13 protein-coding genes are annotated in these 17,420 nt (G+C 70.4%); 1 reads left to right on the forward strand and 12 read right to left on the reverse strand.

Annotated features, from left to right (window positions below):
• Window positions 1-11: 11 nt before the first annotated feature.
• From BLQ75_RS11960 to BLQ75_RS11995, 8 genes are all read right to left on the reverse strand, one after another.
• Window positions 12-1,058, reverse strand: coding sequence for a methionine synthase (locus BLQ75_RS11960; protein ID WP_092601681.1), 1,047 nt, complete (start codon window positions 1,056-1,058; stop codon window positions 12-14).
• Window positions 1,059-1,287: 229 nt separating this feature from the next.
• The gene (mnmA, locus tag BLQ75_RS11965; protein ID WP_092601683.1) at window positions 1,288-2,376 is read right to left on the reverse strand and encodes a tRNA 2-thiouridine(34) synthase MnmA; all 1,089 of its coding nucleotides are present in this window, start codon (window positions 2,374-2,376) and stop codon (window positions 1,288-1,290) included.
• Between the two features lie 2 nt (window positions 2,377-2,378).
• Window positions 2,379-3,602 (reverse strand): cysteine desulfurase family protein, encoded by a 1,224-nt coding sequence (locus tag BLQ75_RS11970; protein ID WP_092601685.1) that lies wholly within the window; start codon window positions 3,600-3,602, stop codon window positions 2,379-2,381.
• Window positions 3,599-5,002, reverse strand: a complete 1,404-nt coding sequence (locus BLQ75_RS11975; RefSeq protein WP_244515472.1) for an MFS transporter — start codon at window positions 5,000-5,002, stop codon at window positions 3,599-3,601. The genes BLQ75_RS11970 and BLQ75_RS11975 overlap by 4 nt, the downstream gene beginning before the upstream one ends.
• Window positions 4,917-5,972 (reverse strand): lysophospholipid acyltransferase family protein, encoded by a 1,056-nt coding sequence (locus BLQ75_RS11980; RefSeq protein WP_092601687.1) that lies wholly within the window; start codon window positions 5,970-5,972, stop codon window positions 4,917-4,919. The genes BLQ75_RS11975 and BLQ75_RS11980 overlap by 86 nt, the downstream gene beginning before the upstream one ends.
• Window positions 5,969-6,754, reverse strand: a complete 786-nt coding sequence (locus BLQ75_RS11985; protein WP_092601689.1) for a GNAT family N-acetyltransferase — start codon at window positions 6,752-6,754, stop codon at window positions 5,969-5,971. Before BLQ75_RS11985 ends, BLQ75_RS11980 begins: the two co-directional genes overlap by 4 nt.
• Window positions 6,755-7,084: 330 nt before the next feature.
• The gene (locus BLQ75_RS11990) at window positions 7,085-8,044 is read right to left on the reverse strand and encodes an electron transfer flavoprotein subunit alpha/FixB family protein (protein WP_092601691.1); all 960 of its coding nucleotides are present in this window, start codon (window positions 8,042-8,044) and stop codon (window positions 7,085-7,087) included.
• Window positions 8,045-8,211: 167 nt separating this feature from the next.
• Window positions 8,212-8,994, reverse strand: coding sequence for an electron transfer flavoprotein subunit beta/FixA family protein (locus BLQ75_RS11995; RefSeq protein WP_043577098.1), 783 nt, complete (start codon window positions 8,992-8,994; stop codon window positions 8,212-8,214).
• A gap of 292 nt (window positions 8,995-9,286) precedes the next feature.
• Between BLQ75_RS11995 and BLQ75_RS12000 the strand changes: the two genes are divergently transcribed.
• Window positions 9,287-10,126, forward strand: a complete 840-nt coding sequence (locus BLQ75_RS12000) for a DegV family protein (RefSeq protein ID WP_092601693.1) — start codon at window positions 9,287-9,289, stop codon at window positions 10,124-10,126.
• Window positions 10,127-10,254: 128 nt separating this feature from the next.
• On the opposite strand, the gene hrpA is transcribed toward BLQ75_RS12000, so the two are convergent.
• The 4 genes from hrpA to BLQ75_RS12020 all read right to left on the reverse strand — a co-directional run bounded on the left by hrpA (window position 10,255) and on the right by BLQ75_RS12020 (window position 17,298).
• Window positions 10,255-14,214, reverse strand: coding sequence for an ATP-dependent RNA helicase HrpA (hrpA, locus tag BLQ75_RS12005; RefSeq protein WP_092601695.1), 3,960 nt, complete (start codon window positions 14,212-14,214; stop codon window positions 10,255-10,257).
• 176 nt (window positions 14,215-14,390) lie between these two features.
• The gene (locus tag BLQ75_RS12010; protein ID WP_092601697.1) at window positions 14,391-15,572 is read right to left on the reverse strand and encodes a class I SAM-dependent methyltransferase; all 1,182 of its coding nucleotides are present in this window, start codon (window positions 15,570-15,572) and stop codon (window positions 14,391-14,393) included.
• Between the two features lie 10 nt (window positions 15,573-15,582).
• Window positions 15,583-16,365 (reverse strand): enoyl-CoA hydratase/isomerase family protein, encoded by a 783-nt coding sequence (locus BLQ75_RS12015; protein WP_092601699.1) that lies wholly within the window; start codon window positions 16,363-16,365, stop codon window positions 15,583-15,585.
• 165 nt (window positions 16,366-16,530) lie between these two features.
• Window positions 16,531-17,298: an ABC transporter ATP-binding protein gene (locus BLQ75_RS12020; protein WP_425286451.1), complete on the reverse strand. Its 768-nt coding sequence runs from the start codon at window positions 17,296-17,298 to the stop codon at window positions 16,531-16,533.
• Between the last annotated feature and the right edge of the window lie 122 nt (window positions 17,299-17,420).

A 17,420-nucleotide genomic window follows, 5' to 3' on the forward strand; every position in this document is an offset into this window, starting at 1 on the left:
GGGGCCGCCGCTCAGTCCTCCGGGAACCGTTCAGGGAGCATCTCGCCGAGCTCGCGGGACAGCTCCAGCGCACGGCGCGCCCAACGCGGTGAGGCGCCCGCCAGCCCGCAGGTGGGGGTGGCGACCACCTGTTCGGCCAGCACCCGTTCGGAGAAACCGAGCTTCGTCACGAACGCGCGCACGGGCTCCACGAGTTCGCGCGGGCCCGGTTCCCGACCCGGTTCGATCGCGGGAACCATGCCCACCAGCAACGGCAGCCCCGCGTCACAGGCCTCGCCGACCTCCTCCGCGAACTCCCCGGAGACGGACTCCAGGACGCGGGCGTCCAGGCTCAGCGCACCGGCCCCGGCTCGCCGCAACAGCCGCACCGGCGGCCGCGCGGCGCAGCAGTGCACGATCACCGGACGCGCCACGGTCTCGCCCAACCGATCGATGGTGTGCTGGAGCAGTTGCCTCGCCTCCGGCTCGGCAACGGCGGGGACGGTGCCGTAACCGGAGGGAGTGGGCAGGTCGCCGGAGAGCACGGCAGGCAGCGTCGGTTCGTCCAGTTGCACCAGGGGCCGACCACCGGTCCTGGCCGCGACCTGCGCGGCGTGCTGGGTGACTCCCTCGATCAGCGCCTCGGTGAAGTCGCGCAACGCGCCGTGGTCCGTCAGCACGCGGTGACCGTTGCGCAACTCGATCCCCGCCGCCAGGCTCCAAGGGCCTGCGGCCTGGAGTTTGACCAGCCTGGGAGCGGTGTCGGCCGCGGTCACCTCTTCCAGCGCGTCGAGGTCCCATCGCAGCAGGTCCACCGCGCGTCGCTGGTCACGCCCAGCCGTACGGGCGACCCGATATCCGGACGGCACGACCTCCACCGCCAGGTCGGGCAGCATCCCGGCGGTGCGTCCCAGCATGTCGCCACCCACACCACGTGCGGGCAGCTCCGGTATCGGGGTCAGCCCGGGCAGTTCTCCCGCGACGATCCGCGCGGTCTCCAGCGGGTCGGTACCTGGCATGGAACCAACGGCGGTCGCGGTACCGGGTTTCCAAGGCTGTTGCTGCGTCACGAGGACCATTCTCGCAACGGAGTTCGCGCCATTCGCCAAACGGGAATCAAGCGTTTCTCACTGGAGGCGGGGTCACACCGAAAGCCGCCAGACATCGCTGCCCCGAACATCTCACCATGATCGCTTCAGCTCGGTGGGTGCCGAACCCCTACCATCACGCCGTCGGCGCCGCCGCGGGTTCTCGCGTGCGGCTCTCGCGAGGTTCCGCCACAGCACCAGCCAGGAAAACCGAGCCGCATCACCGGGTGCTGGAGATCTTGGCACTGCCGAGCACGAGATCCCCCTCCTCCTCGGGCCGGTAGAGCACCACGGACTGGCCGGGGGCCACGCCGCGCATCGGCTCGTGCAGCCGCACGCGAACGCCCTCCTCGGTCGTCTCGGCCACGGCCCGGCCGGTCTCACCGTGCGCGCGGATCTGGGCCACGCACTCGGTCGGCCCCTCCAGGGGGCGTTCCGAAGGCCAGATCGGCCGATCCGCGTCTATCTCGGTAACGCCCAGCCGGTCCGCGGAGCCGACCTTGACCGTGCCGGAGACCGGCTCCAACGAGAGGACGTAGCGCGGGCGCCCGTCGGGGGCGGGCTTGTCGATGCCGAGCCCCTTGCGCTGGCCCACCGTGAAACCGTGCACTCCGGAGTGCTCGGCCAGCACCTCGCCGGACTCGGCGTCGACCATCTCGCCCGGCCGCTCACCGAGCTTGGAGTCCAGGAACTTCTTGGTGTCACCGTCCGGGATGAAGCAGATGTCGTGGCTGTCGGGCTTGCGCGCCACGGCGAGATCCCGCCGGGCCGCCTCCTCGCGCACCTCCGACTTCAGCGAGTCGCCCAGCGGGAACATCGCGTGCCGCAGCTGCTGCGGCGTCAACGAGGCGAGCACGTAGGACTGGTCCTTGCCCTCGTCCCTGCTCCGGCGCAGCTCCGGCACACCCGACTCGTGGGAGAGCCTGGCGTAGTGGCCGGTAGAGACGGCGTCGAAGCCCAACGCCACGGCCTTCTCCAGCAGGGCCTCGAACTTGATCTTCTCGTTGCAGGTCATGCACGGATTGGGGGTGCGCCCCGCCGCGTACTCCCCCACGAAAGTCTCGATGACCTCCTCGCTGAACCGCTCGGCGAAGTCCCAGACGTAGAACGGGATTCCCAGGATGTCGGCGGCGCGCCGCGCGTCGCGGGAGTCCTCCACCGTGCAGCAGCCCCGTGCTCCCGTTCGCAGTGTGCCCGGCTTGGCGGACAGCGCCAAGTGCACACCCGTGACGTCGTGCCCGGCGTCGACCGCCCGCGCGGCAGCCACAGCCGAATCCACACCGCCGCTCATCGCCGCGAGTACTCGCACCCTCACACCTCCGTAGGCGCGGTGGCCGATTCCACCGAAGTCTTGCTCAGCCCCGAGAGCCCGGCGCCGCGGGCCCGTCGTACGGCCGGTTCTATCGCTTCCAGAAAGGCCCGCACGTCCTCGCTGGTCGAGTCGTGTCCGAGCGAGAGCCGCAACGACCCCCGGGCGACCCGCACGTCCGCGCCCATCGCCAGCAGCACGTGGCTGGGCTCGGCGACCCCGGCGGTGCACGCGGACCCGGTGGAGCACTCGACACCGCTGGCGTCGAGCAGCATCAGCAGGCTGTCACCCTCGCAGCCCGGGAAGGTGAAGTGCGCGTTACCGGGCAACCGACCACCTTCGACGGTACCCGGGTCACCGTTGAGAACCGCGTCCGGCACCACCGAGCGGACTCCCTCGATCAGCTCGTCCCGCAGCGCGGTGAGTTCCCGGGCGTGGTGCTCCCGGCGGTCAACCGCCTCGCGCAGCGCACCGGCCAGGGCCAGGATCGCGGGGGTGTCCAGCGTGCCGGAACGGATCTCGCGCTCTTGGCCTCCGCCGTGCAGCAGCGGCGTGCAAGGGACGTCCCTGCCCAGCACCAGTACTCCCACACCGTAGGGGCCGCCGATCTTGTGTCCGGTCATGGTCAGCGCCGACACCCCGGAGAACTCGAAGTCCACGGGCAGCGTCTCCACGGCCTGGACCGCGTCGGTGTGCAGCGGTATGTCGTAGCGTCCAGCCACCTCGGCCAGCTCCGGGACAGGGTTGACCGTACCCACCTCGTTGTTGGCCCACATCACGGTGGCCAGCGCGATCTCCTCCGGGGCGCCGCGGACCGCCTCCTCGAAGACCTCGGGTGTCACCCTTCCGTAGGAATCGACCTCCAGCCAGGTGACCTCGGCACCCTCGTGCTCGGCCAACCACTCCACGGTGTCGAGCACGGCGTGGTGCTCCGCCGCGGCGGCGAGCACTCGACGACGTCGCGGATCGGCGTCCCTGCGGGCCCAGAAGATCCCCTTGACCGCGAGGTTGTCGCTCTCGGTCCCCCCAGCGGTGAACAGCACCTCGGAGGGGCGGGCTCCGAGGGCGGCGGCGATGTCCTCGCGGGACTCCTCCACCGCACGACGGGCTCGCCTGCCGGAGGTGTGCAGGGACGAGGCGTTGCCCAACGTGGCGAGCGCCTCGGTCATGACCTCGATGGCGCCCGCCCGCATGGGGGTGGTCGCCGCATGGTCCAGGTACGTCATCGCCCGTCCAGGATAATCCTTCGGGAACGCGCCACCAGGCTCGCACCCAGCGAACCCGTCACGATCAGCCCCACGGCGAGCACGAGCACCCCCGCGGTCGGTTCCCGCGTGCTCGCCAGCGCGTTCACCACGGCACCGCCGAAGCCGACCAGCAGCGCCTGCCCGAGCATGTCGGAGATCTGCAGCGCCGCCGAGTTGAAACCGCGTTCGGCGGGGTCCGAAAGGCCCAGCACGCGCACCGCGGTGCTGGATATCGCCAGTCCCATCCCCGCGCCGCCGATCGACCAGAACACGAAGACGGCCCGATCCGCGCCCCACTCCGGGGCCGCCAGAGCCACCCCGAACACTCCGACCACCACCAGCAGGAATCCGGCCGCCACCAGGTGTTCCCTGTTGAAACGGTGCTGCCTGGCCTGCCAGAACGATCCCGCCGTCCACCCCAGCGAGGCCACGGTCAGCGGTATCCCGGCCAGCGCGGCGGAGTAACCGTGCACGACGGTCAGCACCAGCGGGATGAACGCCTCCGCCGTGAAGAAGATCCCCGCGAGCAGACCGCGCGCCAGCACCATGACCGGGATGCCGGGACGTGCGGCGAGCGTCCCGCTGGGCAGCAGCACTCGCAGGGACCCCCACAGCGAGCCCACGGCCAGCGCCCCGAGCACACCCGAGAGCGCGGAGGGGTGATCGGCACTCCAGTTCAGCGCCACGGTGGCGACCCCGGCACCGAGCCCGGCCAGGACCAGCCCCCGCCGCGCCGCCGGTTCTCCCTCGGGACCGCTGCCCGCCCGGAGCACGGTGGAGCCGAGCAGGACCGCGCCGAGCAGCACGAGAGGTGCCAGCCCGAGGAAGACCCACCGCCAGTGCAGCTGTTCGGTGACCACTCCGGACACGGCGGGGCCGAGCAGCGACGGCAGCACCCAGGCGGCCGACATGATCCCGAACGCCCTCGGCCGGTACCGCTGCGGGTACACCCTGGCGATCATCACGTAGAGCGGGACGGCCACGCTTCCGCCGCCCAGCCCCTGCAGGGCTCGGGCCCCCAGCAGCACGGGCATGTTCGGTGCCGATCCCGCGACCACGAGTCCCGTGGCGAACAGCGGCAGCGCCAGCAACAGCGGCAGGGCGGGCCCGTGGCGGTCGGAAAGCCGCCCGGCGAACACGGTCCCCACGGCGCTGGAGGCCATGAACAGCGTGAACGCCCAGGAGTACCACCGCTGCCCGTCCAGTTCGGAGGCTATGGTGGGCAGTGCCGTGGCCACTCCCATCGCCTCGAAGGCGACCAGCGTGACCACCAGGACCAGCCCGACGGTGAAGTTACGGTACGGCGGTGCCCACAGCGACCTGCCGGGTACCGGTTCGGTCGCGGCACTCGTCCCTTCGGGTTCGCTCTGATCGCTCACCGCACGATGCTGCGACTTCCACCGCGGTACAAGTCCAGTGGTTTTCCGGGGGACGTGTCTCACAGACCTCGGCGGTGGCCCGGGCGCACCGGGCGGCGAGCCGCCGCCGCGCGGTCGACGCCGGAGTCCGGGGACCTCCCCTCGGTTCCGGCGGTCCCGTCGAACCGCCCCGACAGTTCGCGGGGAGTCCGGGACGACCGGTGTCGGGCACCGATTCCGGACGAGGCGACGGCAGCGAAACCAGTTCGACGACGAGGCCGCGTACACCGAGCACCTCGCGCAACGAGCCGAGCAGGGTGTCCTCACCCACGAAGGCGGCCGCGGTGGTCGGGGAACCGTCCGCCAGCCGGTAGCGCAGGGCCACAGGGTGTATCGGCGCCCCCGTGTCCAGCGCCGCCTGGAAGAGGGCGGAGCGGTACCGTCCGACCCTCCGACCGCACCGGGTCGTGCCCTCCGGGAACACGCCGACCACGTGCCCCCGGCGCAGTGCGTCGGCCACGGCGCCGACCACGAGGGGCAGGCGGCTGGGCCGGTCGCGGTCGATGAACAGGGTGCCCGCCCGCACCGCGAGCACGCCTATCAGGGGCCAACCGCGCACCTCCGACTTGGCCAACATCCGCATCGGACACACCGCCTGCAACGCGAGCACGTCCAACCAGGAGACGTGATTGGACACGACCAGAGTGCCCACGTTCTCCTCGATGCCCCGGGGCGGGGCTCCCCGCACCCGCAACCGCACCCCGAACGCCGCGAGGAGACCGCTGAACCACACCCGGCCCGCTCCGCCCCGAACCCCGCGGGGCAGCACCGGCACGGCGGGGACGAGCAGCAGTCCGCACGCGACCAGCACTCCCACCGCCAGAACGCGGCGCAACCTACGGCCGAGCGTGGCGCGGGGCAAGGTGTGCCGGGCGGGCAGGCAGCGCGTGTCGCACGGCGAGGTGGGGGTCCAGGCGTCCGTGCCGCTCACGACTCCCCCAGGAAACGGGTGAGGTAGCGCTGGTCGATCTCGTGCGAGTCCAGCAGCACGAAGAAGTCGGCGACGCCGAACTCCGGGTCGTGGGCGGGTGGGCCGCACACCCGCGCGCCCAGCCGCAGGTAGCCCCGCAGCAGCGGTGGCAGGCGCACCCGCGCGGGGGCGGGCACCGCTCGGGTGGGCCAGGGTTCGTACGGCCACACCCGCTGAGCGCGGGAAGCGTAGTGGTGCCTGCGGACCGCCTGCCACACCCCGGCGGCGGTGGTTCCGCCGTCCCCCAGGGGCACCGAGGCGCACCCGGCGAGCCAGCGATGGCCGTACAGCAGCAGGTAGCGGGCGATGCCGGCCCAGATCAGGCCGATCACCGCCCCGTTCCGGTGGTCCGGGTGCACGCAGGAGCGCCCGGTCTCGACCAGATCGGGGCGCAACGGGGCCAGCGCGGTGAGATCGAATTCGTCGTCGGAGTAGAGCCGTCCCGCGGCGAGGGCGTGCCGGGGCGGCAACATCCGGTACGTGCCGACGATCTCGTCCGAACGTCGCGAGTGCACCACGAGGTGGTCGCAGAACTCGTCGAAGCGGTCGGTCTCCAGTCCTGTCGGGCTCCCGCGCACGACAGCGCCCATCTCGGTCGCGAACACCCGGTGGCGCAGCCGCTGGGCGGCGCGGATCTCGGCTGGTTCCCTGGTCAGATGCAGCGAGTAGCGGTCTGCCCCGTTCCGGTCCCACCCGTCCGTGGCGGCCAGCAACGTCGAGTCGGAATGCGCTGTATCGGCCATGTCCGCAGATGTAGCCGGATTCGTGCGACCACCGGTAGTGGCGCCGGGCGGACGCGGCGGGAACTTCGGGTGAATGCCGGGTGGTTGAGCGGGCCCGCGTGCGGAGCCCGGTCGTGGCCCGCTGCGGCGGGACCCGTTGGCAGGTCCCGCTGTCACGGCCCGTCGGCAGGACTCATCGGCGGGAACCGCCGCCGGGACGCCGTTCGCGAGGAAGCAGCCCAGCGGCGAACCGTCCGGCCACTGTGGGCGGGCGACCGCTCCCGAACAGCGCTCGGGGGCGGGACCCGATCGGTTCCCGCCCCCGGACGGACGCGTCAGGCGAACTCGACGTCAGCCCTTGCGCTTGCCGACCTCCTCGGTCAGCTGCGGAGCCACCTTGAACAGGTCACCGACGACGCCGAAGTCGGCGATCTCGAAGATCGGCGCCTCGGCGTCCTTGTTGACGGCCACGATGGTCTTGGAGGTCTGCATACCGGCGCGGTGCTGGATCGCACCGGAGATTCCCAGCGCGATGTAGAGCTGCGGGGAGACCGTCTTGCCGGTCTGACCGACCTGGAACTGGGCCGGGTAGTAGCCGGAGTCGACGGCGGCGCGGGAGGCACCGACGGCGGCACCGAGGGAGTCGGCGAGCTTCTCGACGACCTCGAAGCTCTCCGCGCTGCCGACGCCACGTCCTCCCGAGACCACCACGTTGGCCTCGGTCAGCTCGGGACGGTCGCCCGACTCGGCGGGCTGCCTGCCGGTGACGGCGCCGGCCTTGCCGGAGTCGGCGGCGGGGACCTCGACGGACTCGCGCGCGCCGTCCCCGTTCAACGTCTCGGGATCGACGCTGCCCGGCAGCATCGAGATTACCGGCACACCGGAAGCCACCCTGGCCCTGGCCTGGTAGGAACCGCCGAACAGGGAGTAGTCCGCCACTCCCTCGGCATCGATGTCGGCGACCTCGGACAGCAGTCCGCTGCCGGTGCGCACCGCCAGCCTGCCCGCGATCTCCTTGCCGTCCACGCTGGCCGACGTCAGCACCGCCGCGGGCGAGACGCGCTCGACGAGGCTCGCCAGCACATCGACCTGCGGCGTTACCAGGTAGTTGTCGACGTCGGCCGACTCCGCCGTGTAAACCTTGGCCGCCCCGGCCGAGGCCAGCGCGTCAGCGATCTTGTCCGTGGCTCCGGGGCCACCGGTGACCACCGCGGCGGGCTCACCCAGCCGGCGCGCGGCCGTGAGCATCTCGTACGTAACCTTCTTGACCTCGCCACCCGCGTGGTCGACGAGGACCAACACCTCAGACATGGATAACGCCCTTCTCAAACGCGACCGAAGCCGAAACACACCACGACCCGCGACTTTCCGGGTCCCCCGCGATCACCCTCGTGGGCGGACACCGGTCGTCCCAGCGCCGGAACCGGTCGCCTCGCCCGAACCGGCGCTCGAGTCCGACCCCCTCCGGTGAGGGTCCTTCAGACGAGGTTCTTGCCCGACAGGAACTCGACGATGCGGGTTCCACCGTCACCCTCGTCGGTGACCTGCTGACCCGCTTCCTTCGGGGGCGCGGGCGCGGACGAGACCATCTGCGTCAACGCGCCGGACAGTCCGACCTCACCGGCGTCGATGCCCGCGTCGGCCAGCGTCAGCGTGGAAACCGGCTTCTTCTTCGCGGCCATGATGCCCTTGAAGGAGGGGTACCGCGGCTCGTTGATCTTCTCCGTGACGCTGACCACGGCGGGGAGCTCGGCGCGCACGCTGGTCACCCCGGCGTCGGTCTCCCGCTCGATCGTCACCGTCGAACCGTCCAGCGACAGCGAGCGCGCGTAGGTGAGCTGCGGCCACCCCAGCAGCTCGGCCAGCATCGCCGGGACCGCACCGCTGCGCCCGTCGGTGGATTCGTTGCCCGCGATGATCATGTCCACGGACTCCAGCGTGCCGACCACCTTGGCCAGCGCCTTGGCCGTACCGACCGCGTCCGTGCCGTGCAGCGCCTCGTCCGAGAGGTGCACTGCCTTGTCGGCGCCCATCGACAGCGCCTTGCGGATCGCCTCGGTCGCGCGCTCGGGACCCATGCACAGCGCGGTCACCTCACCGCCGTGGGCCTCCTTCGCCAGCAACGCCTCCTCAACGGCCCGCTCGTTGATCTCATCCAGCACCGCATCGGCGGATGCCCGGTCCAACGTGTGATCCGAGTCGGACAACTTGCGCTCGGACCACGTGTCCGGCACCTGCTTCACCAGGACGACAATATTCATGGGTCCTCTCCGACCTCCTGCGGACTGTTGACGGCTTCCTGGCTGAGTAGTCCCGGCGCGGCATGTCCCCGGGAAGGTTGACCTTGCCACGTGGCCCCGTGAAAAGCACAGTGACGCCAACCACCCCGGATGTTACCGGCCGGTAGCCCCAGCGTAACCCAGGTACGAGGGTGACGGTACTCACTCCGCGACGGCTCCCTCCCGCGGGGCACCCGAATTCCCCCTCGTCACCGAACACCTCTTCCCTCACGGGGAACTCATACGAAAAGGTGATCAAGTCTAGCCTGAAAGAATGAACCAACGCGTCGCCATCGTTACAGACTCCACCGCTTCCATCCCGTACCGACTGGCAGAGCAGCTCGGAATCACGGTGGTGCAGCTGGACCTGACCATCGACGGAGAGAGTGACGACGAGCGACGCGTGCCGCACTCCAGACTCGCCGAGGCGATGCGCGGTGGGCTCCCGGTCGAGACCTCCGCCCCACCGGCCCCGGCGTTCTTCTGGAACTACTCGGACGCGGTCAGCGCCGGGGCCGAGGCCATCGTCTCGGTGCACCTCTCATCCCGGCTCTCCGCGACCTGCGAGGCCGCGCGCACGGCAGCGGCCGAGGTCAGCGTGCCCGTGCACGTGGTCGACTCCGGCCTGTGCGGCCTCGGGTTCGGCTATCCCGTGATCGCCGCCGCCGAGGCGGCCGCCGAGGGCGCGGACGAGCACACCGTGCTCGACCTGCTGCACCAGCGGCTGAACGGCACCACCGAAATGGTCTACGTGGACACCCTGGAGTACCTGCGACGCAGCGGACGGGTCGGCGGCGGGCAGGCGAGCCTGGCCAAGGCGCTTTCCATCAAACCCCTGCTGGTGATGCGCGAGGGAGAGCTGCACCAGCTGAGCAGGGGAATCGGCCCGGAACGAGCACTGCGCAAGGCCGTGGACCAGGCCACGAACACCAGTCCCGGCAGGGTCAGCGTCGCGGCGGAGCACTTCCAGGCCCCCCAACGCGCGAAGTGGGTGCTGGACAGGCTGAGCGGCAGGCTGTCACCGGCGCGGGAACCCCTGCTGGAGGAGACCAGCGCGATCATCGGCGCGCACGCCGGCCCCGGAGCGGTGGGAATCACGGTCACGCCCGCGTGAGATCCGAGTTCGACCTCTCGGTCCGCCTGGTTGGTTCCGTGGCGGAACCTCCGGGGGCACCCGCGGCGAGAGCCGCACGAGAGGTTCCGCCGCCCGGCCAGCTACGACGACGGGGCGGCCACAGTGCATCAGGATCGGAGCTTGTCCATGGCCCGGTGTATCCGCTTCTCCGAGATCGAGCGCGGCGTCCCGAGCTCCTGCGCGAAGTAGCTCACCCGCAGTTCCTCGATCATCCAACCGATCGACCAGAGCTGTTCCCCGACCGGTTCGCCCTCACCGAGGGAGTCGAGCATCTCCTGGTAGCGGCGTTCCACAGCCCGAACCCGGTCCATGAGATCGCGGTCCCGGGCCGGGTGGTGGGCGACCTTCTGCAACCGGTAGGAGACCGCGCTGAGGTAACGCCGCAGATCGGCCAACCGCCACCAGCCCGCGTCCGTGACGAAACCGGGGTAGACCAGGTTGGACAGCTGCGTTCGGATGTCCTCGGCCGCGTCCGCCGAGAGTGAGCGCGTTCCCTCCACCTCGGACTCGACACGCTGCTGCGTGGTGAGAATTCGCTCCACGGCGGAGACGACGTGGGCCGAGGTCTCGTTCAGCCCGGCACGCACCCGCTGGACCACCCGGTCGAAGGCTTCCTGGTCGGAGGGGACCCCACCGGCCTGCTCGATGAGCACGTCAGCCGCGCACGCGATGCAGTCCTCGAACAGGCGCTCCTGGTCCCCGTGCGGACTGCGCCCGAACACCAGCTTCGCCGAGTTCGTCAACTGGCGCCGCAGGAACTTCGCCGGTGAGGGCAGGTTCAACAGCACCAGTCGGCGCGCACCACGACGCTGCTGCTCCCGCTGCTCGGCGGCCGTGTCGAAGGCGCGGATGCCGACGCTGTCGCCCTCGTCGACCAACGCCGGGTACGCCTTGACCACCTGGCCGTTGCGCTGGCGCTCGAAGGTGCCGGGAAGCTTGCCGAAGTCCCACTCCCGCAGGCCGTGCCGCTCGATGGTCTCGGCGGCCGCCGATATCTCGGCCCGCAACCGGGGGCGCAACCGCTCGGCTAGCTCCTCGAGGTCCTTGCCCTCCGCCAGGACGCGCTCCTCGCCGCCGTCTCCGTCGCCGTCCACCACCCGGAAGGTCATCCGCAGGTGGTCGGGTACCCGTTGCGGATCCCATGCCTCCGGCGGAACGGTGACCCCGGTCATGCGGCGCAACTCGTTGGAAAGCGCTTCCAGCAGCGGCTCCTCGTGCGGTCGCAGCCGCGCCAGCACCGCCTTGGCGTGATCGGGAACCGGCACGAACTCGCGCCGCCACTGTTTCGGCAACGTCTTGAGCAGGGAGGTGACCAGCTCCTCCCGGAGGCCGGGGATCTGCCAGTCGAAACCACCGGGACCGAGCTGGTTGAGCACCGCGAGCGGCACGTGCACGGTGACCCCGTCGGCGTCGCTGCCCGGTTCGAACTGGTAGCTCAACCGCAGGCGGTGCCTGCCCTGCTGCCAGAAGTCGGGGTAGTCGGTGTCGCTCACATCGGCGGAGGTCTCGTTGAACAGCAGCGACCTCGGGAAGGTGAGCAGATCGGGCCGCTCCCCGCGGACCTTCTTCCACCAGGTGTCGAAGTGCCGGGCGGAGACGACCTCGGCGCCGACCCGCTGGTCGTAGAAGTCGTAGAGGGTGTCGTCGTCGACGACGATGTCGCGGCGGCGAGCCCGCTGTTCGAGCTCCTCGACCTCGGCCAGCAGTCGGCGATTGGTGTGGAAGAACTCGTGGCGGGTGTCCCAGTCCCCCTCGACCAGGGCGTGCCGGATGAACAGTTCCCGGCAGAGCTCGGGCTCGATACGACCGTAGTTGACCTTGCGACCGGCCACCAGCGGAACGCCGTAGAGCGTCACCCGCTCGTAGGCCATCACCGCGCCCTTGTCCTTCTCCCAGTGCGGCTCGCTGTAGTGGCGCTTGACCAGATGCCCGGCCAGCCGCTCGATCCAGGCGGGCTCGACCTTCGCCACGGTGCGCGCCCACAGCTTCGAGGTCTCCACCAGCTCGGCGGCCATCACCCACTGCGGCTGCTTCTTGAACAGCGCCGAACCGGGGAAGATCGCGAACTTGGCCCCGCGCGCCCCGAGGTACTCGCTCGCGGAACGCCGGTTGGACCCCGACTTGCGCTCGGTGTCCTTCAACCCGATGTGCGAGAGCAGCCCCGCCAGCAGCGACTGGTGTATCCGGTCCTCGTCGGCGGGCTGGTCGTTGATCGAGATGTCGAGGGAGTTGACCATCTGCCGCAGCTGCCCGTAGAGGTCCTGCCACTCCCGCACCCGCAGGTAGTTGAGGTACTCCTCGCGGCACATCCGCCGGAATCGGCTGCCGGACAGCTCCCCGCGCTGCTCGCGCAGGTACTGCCAGAGATTGAGGTAGGCCAGGAAGTCGGACTGTTTGTTGGCGAACCGGGCGTGCCGCTGGTCGGCCGCCTGCTGGTGCTCCGCGGGACGTTCCCTGGGGTCCTGGATGGACAGGCCCGCGGCTATGACCATCGTCTCGTGCACGCAGCCGTTCGTCTCGGCCTCGACGATCATCCGCGCCAACCTGGGGTCGATCGGCAGCTGCGCCAGCTTGGAGCCGATCCTGGTCAGTCGCTGGTTGTCCTGCTTGCCCCGTTTCGTGGGCTGTTCCAGGGCACCGAGTTCGTGCAGCAGGTTCACCCCGTCGGTGATCTGCCGCCGGTCCGGCGGTTCCACGAAGGGGAAGGAAGCCACGTCCCCCAGTCCCAGGGAGGTCATGCGCAGGATCACCGAGGCGAGGTTGGTGCGCAGGATCTCCGGATCGGTGAACTCCTGCCGGTCCAGGAAGTCCCGCTCGGAGTACAGCCGGATGCAGATCCCCTCGGACTCCCGCCCGCAGCGGCCCTTGCGCTGGTTGGCGGAAGCCTGCGAGATCGGCTCGATGGGCAGCCGCTGCACCCTCGTCCGATAGCTGTAGCGGGATATCCGGGCGGTTCCCGGATCGATGACGTACTTGATCCCCGGCACGGTCAACGAGGTCTCGGCGACGTTGGTGGCCAGCACGATGCGCCGGGTGGAGTGCCGTTGGAACACCCGCCGCTGTTCGGCCGAGGACAGCCGCGCGTACAGCGGCAGCACCTCGGTGCTGGCGGGTTTTCGTTGTTCCAGGGCCTCGGCGGTGTCGCGGATCTCCCGCTCGCCGCTGAGGAAGACCAGGATGTCCCCTGGCCCCTCGGCGCACAGCTCGTCCACCGCGTCCCCGATGGCGGTGATCTGGTCGCGCTCGACGTCCTCCAGCTCGTCGGAGTCGTCCACCAACGGCCGGTAGCGCACCTCGACCGGATAAGTACGGCCGGACACCTCCACGATCGGGGCGTCGTCGAAGTGCCGGGAGAACCGTTCCGGATCGATGGTCGCCGAGGTGATGATCACCTTGAGGTCGGGGCGTTTGGGAAGGATCTGCTTGACGTAGCCGAGGATGAAGTCGATGTTGAGGCTGCGCTCGTGCGCCTCGTCGATGATCAGCGTGTCGTAGCGCCGCAGCAGCCGGTCCCGCTGGATCTCGGCCAGCAGGATGCCGTCGGTCATCTGCTTGACCAGCGTGTCCTCACCGGCACGCTCGGTGAATCGGACCTGGTAACCGACCGCGCCGCCCACCTCGGTGTCCAGCTCGGCCGCGACGCGCTCGGCGACGGTGCGCGCGGCGAGCCTGCGCGGCTGGGTGTGGCCGATCGAGCCGAGGATTCCCCGACCGAGCTCCAGGCACATCTTCGGCAGCTGCGTGGTCTTGCCTGAGCCGGTCTCCCCCGCGACGATGACCACCTGGTTGTCCCTGATGGCGGTCATCAAATCCTCCCGTCGCGCCGTGACGGGCAGCTCCTCGGGATAGGTGATCTCGGGAAGCCGCTCCCTGCGACGCGTGACGCGCTCGTGGGCGGCGGTGATGTCGGCCGAGATCTCCGCCACGACGCCGCGCAGCGCCTCCTGGTCGCGGATCTTGTGCGCACCTTCGATGCGCCGCCGCAGCCGCCGATGGTCCTGCGGCATGAGGTCGGTCAGGCGGTCGCGCAGTTCGGACAGCGAGGGCGAAACGGGTGCAGTGGCCATAACTCTCCCCAGGATAGAGATCCGGGCGGGCGCCGCGCCGCCGTATTTCACGCGTCACACGTCACTACGGCTACGAACACCGTGCCGAACGGTGCACGCGGCGGCTGAACCGCTCGGCACACGCGCTGGTCGACAACCCGGTCGTACGGACGGCGGTCAACGGCGATCGCCGCCTGTCACGTCGTCTCGGCACGACACAGTATCGCGGTGGGGGTTCTGCCCACCCTGGTGAGCACCACGGTGGCGCCCGCCTGCCCGGAGAGCTTGAGCCTCCCGCGCAACGCGTCCGGGTCCACGTCCAGACCTCGGACCAGGATCTCCAGCCGACCGACACCGTGACGACGCAGCAGGGCACGCAGAGTCTTCTCGTTGTACTTGCCGTGTTCGAGCACCCGGAACGCGCGCACTCCGGGGGGCGGCTCCTCCCCGGTCAGGTAGGCGATGCGGTGGTCGAGCTGGCCCAGTCCGTAGCGGGCCGCGTACTGGCGCACCAACCCGGCGCGCACGACGGCGCCGTCGGGGTCGACCAACCATTCGCCGATCTCCCGCTCCGGGCACTCGTCCGGTTCGGCGTCGGTGACCCGCAACCTCACCGCGCCCCCCTCGTCCAGCAGGGTGGCACCGCGCCCGACCCCCGGATCAGCGATCCCGCCGAACCACAGGGACGCTTCACGCACCTGCCCGGCCAGCGAGACCAGTTCGATCTCGGCTTCGTCCGGCACGGCCTCGAAGTCCAGCCCGGGAGCGCACTTGATCACCAGGTCACGACCGCGGTAGGTCTCGATCAGCTCCCGCAACGGCGGCTCCAGATCCTCCGGACTCCAGCGCCTGCGCCCTCCGCCGTCGCGCCTGCCCGGATCGGCGACCACGGCGGTTCCCGTGGTCACCGGCCGCAACGCGTCCGCCCGCACCAGGGTGGGGGCCAGGCCGCGCACGGCGAGGTTCCCCCGCGCCATGCGCAGCCGCACCTCGTCACGGTCGGAGCCGACGCAGCGCCGGGCCACCGGTGCGACCTCGACGAGGTCGGCTCCGATGGAACAGGTCACGTCGTGCACGTCCCTGCCAGCCAGCCGGGAGGCCCGGTGGGCGGCGACCGAACCGGTGGTGGCCTGCTGCAACGCCGTGTCGGTGAACAACCAGTCAGCGGGGTCGCGCAGCTTGGCGGTCGCCCTGCGGCGCAGGGCGACCGTTTCGAGCACGGCCGGGGCGTACCGCCTGCCCGCCACCTCCCTCGCGGTTGCCGTGTCGGCCAGCCGGGAGGTCTCGCTCAGCGGCAACCGCGCGACCCGCTCCAGGGCACGCCGCCCCTCGGGAGAGCGCAGGAAGGCGACGTCGGAAGCGTCGAACTCGTACGCCACGGCCGTCGGCTCATTTCCCGCCGAACTCGGCCTTGCCCGGGCCGTTCTCGATGAACGAGCGCATCCCGGTCTTCTGGTCCTCGGTGGCGAACAACGAGGTGAACAGGTGTGTCTCGATGCGCAGCCCGGTGTTCAGGTCGACCTCGAGCCCCTCGTCGATGGCCCGCTTGGCCGCGGCGAGCGCGTGCGCCGGGCCGTTGACGAACTGTTCCGCCCAGCGTCGGGCGGCGGCGTAGACGTCGTCGGCCGCGACGATCTCGTCCACCATGCCCAACGACAACGCCTCCTGGGCCTCGACGAACCTGCCGCTGAAGACGATGTCCTTGGCCTTGCTGGGACCGACCAGCCGTGCCAGCCGCTGGGTTCCGCCCGCCCCGGGGATGACCCCGAGCAGGATCTCGGGTTGGCCGACCTTGAGTCCCTCGGCGGCGATGCGGCGATCACAGGTGAGGGCAAGTTCGAAGCCGCCTCCGAGCGCGTAGCCGGTCAGGGCGGCCACGGTGGGCTTGGGGATCTCGGCCACCGCGGTCAGCGCGGCCGACAGCCCCCGGCGCTCCTTGGCGGCCATCTCCGGTGCGGACTTCTCGGACATCTCCTTGATGTCGGCACCGGCGGCGAACACCTTCTCGCCGCCGTAGACGATCACCGCACGCACCTCGTCCCGTTCGGCCGCCTCGGTGGCCACCTCCAGGATCTCGCGTTCGACCTGACTGTTGAGCGCGTTCATCTTGGGACGATCCAACCTGATCGTCCCGATACCGCCGTCCACTTCGAGCCTGACGAACTCACCCACGCCGCGACCTCCTGAGAATCAGTAGCAGAACCAACGCGACCGGCCGAGGGCCGGCCGGTCACGCGAGTCGAGCAGCAACCATGCCGAAGTTCTCCGTTCAGGCTATCCGGACGATCGGGGAACGGAACCTCCCCACCGCCTCGGCTCCCTACACGGGAACACCGGTCAGGTGCGCCGCGCCGCGAAGTAGCGATCCCCGCTGCGCCGCAGCCGCAGGTCCTGGTCGAAGGTCTTGGAGAGGTTCTCCTCGGTCAGCACGTCGTCGAGCAGCCCCTGGGCGACCACACCCCCCTCCCGGAGCAGCAACGCGTGCGTGAAACCGGGCGGGATCTCCTCGACGTGGTGGGTGACCAGCGTCATGGCGGGCGCGTCCGGATCCAGCGCCAACGCGGACAACCTCGCGACCAGGTCCTCACGTCCACCGAGGTCCAGCCCCGCCGCGGGCTCGTCCAGCAGCAGCATCTCGGGATCGGTCATCAGCGCCCGCGCGATCAGCGCGCGTTTGCGTTCCCCTTCCGAAAGGGTGCCGAAGGCCCGGTCGCCCAGCTCTGCGATGCCCATGTTCCCGAGCAGCTGCTCGGCGCGCTCGGTGTCGACCGACTCGTACTCCTCGTTCCACCGGCCGACCACCGCATACCCCGCGCTGACCACGACGTCGCGCACGAGCTCGTCGCCGGGCATCCGCGCCGCCGTGGCGGCCGAGCACAGCCCGATGCGGGGGCGCAGCTCGAAAACATTGGTGCTGCCGAGGCGTTCGCCGAGCACATCGACAGTGCCCGTGGTCGGATACATCTCGGCGCCGGCGAGCCTGAGCACGGTCGTCTTGCCCGCGCCGTTGGGGCCGAGCACGACCCAGCGCTCGTCCAGCTCGACCGACCAGTCCACATCGGCCACCAGTGTGTTCGCCGCCCGCCGGACACTGACGCCATCCATCCGGATGACCAGGTCGTCCACGTCTACCTCCCAGCCGTGACCGGCCGTCGTGCGCGCTGCTCGGCGCGCGGTTCGCCTCCGCCGCGGAGCGGCGGTGCCCGCCACGTCCGCGACTGCCATTG

It is taken from the genome of Actinopolyspora xinjiangensis (assembly GCF_900104475.1).
In the GTDB taxonomy this organism is placed as follows: domain Bacteria; phylum Actinomycetota; class Actinomycetes; order Mycobacteriales; family Pseudonocardiaceae; genus Actinopolyspora; species Actinopolyspora xinjiangensis.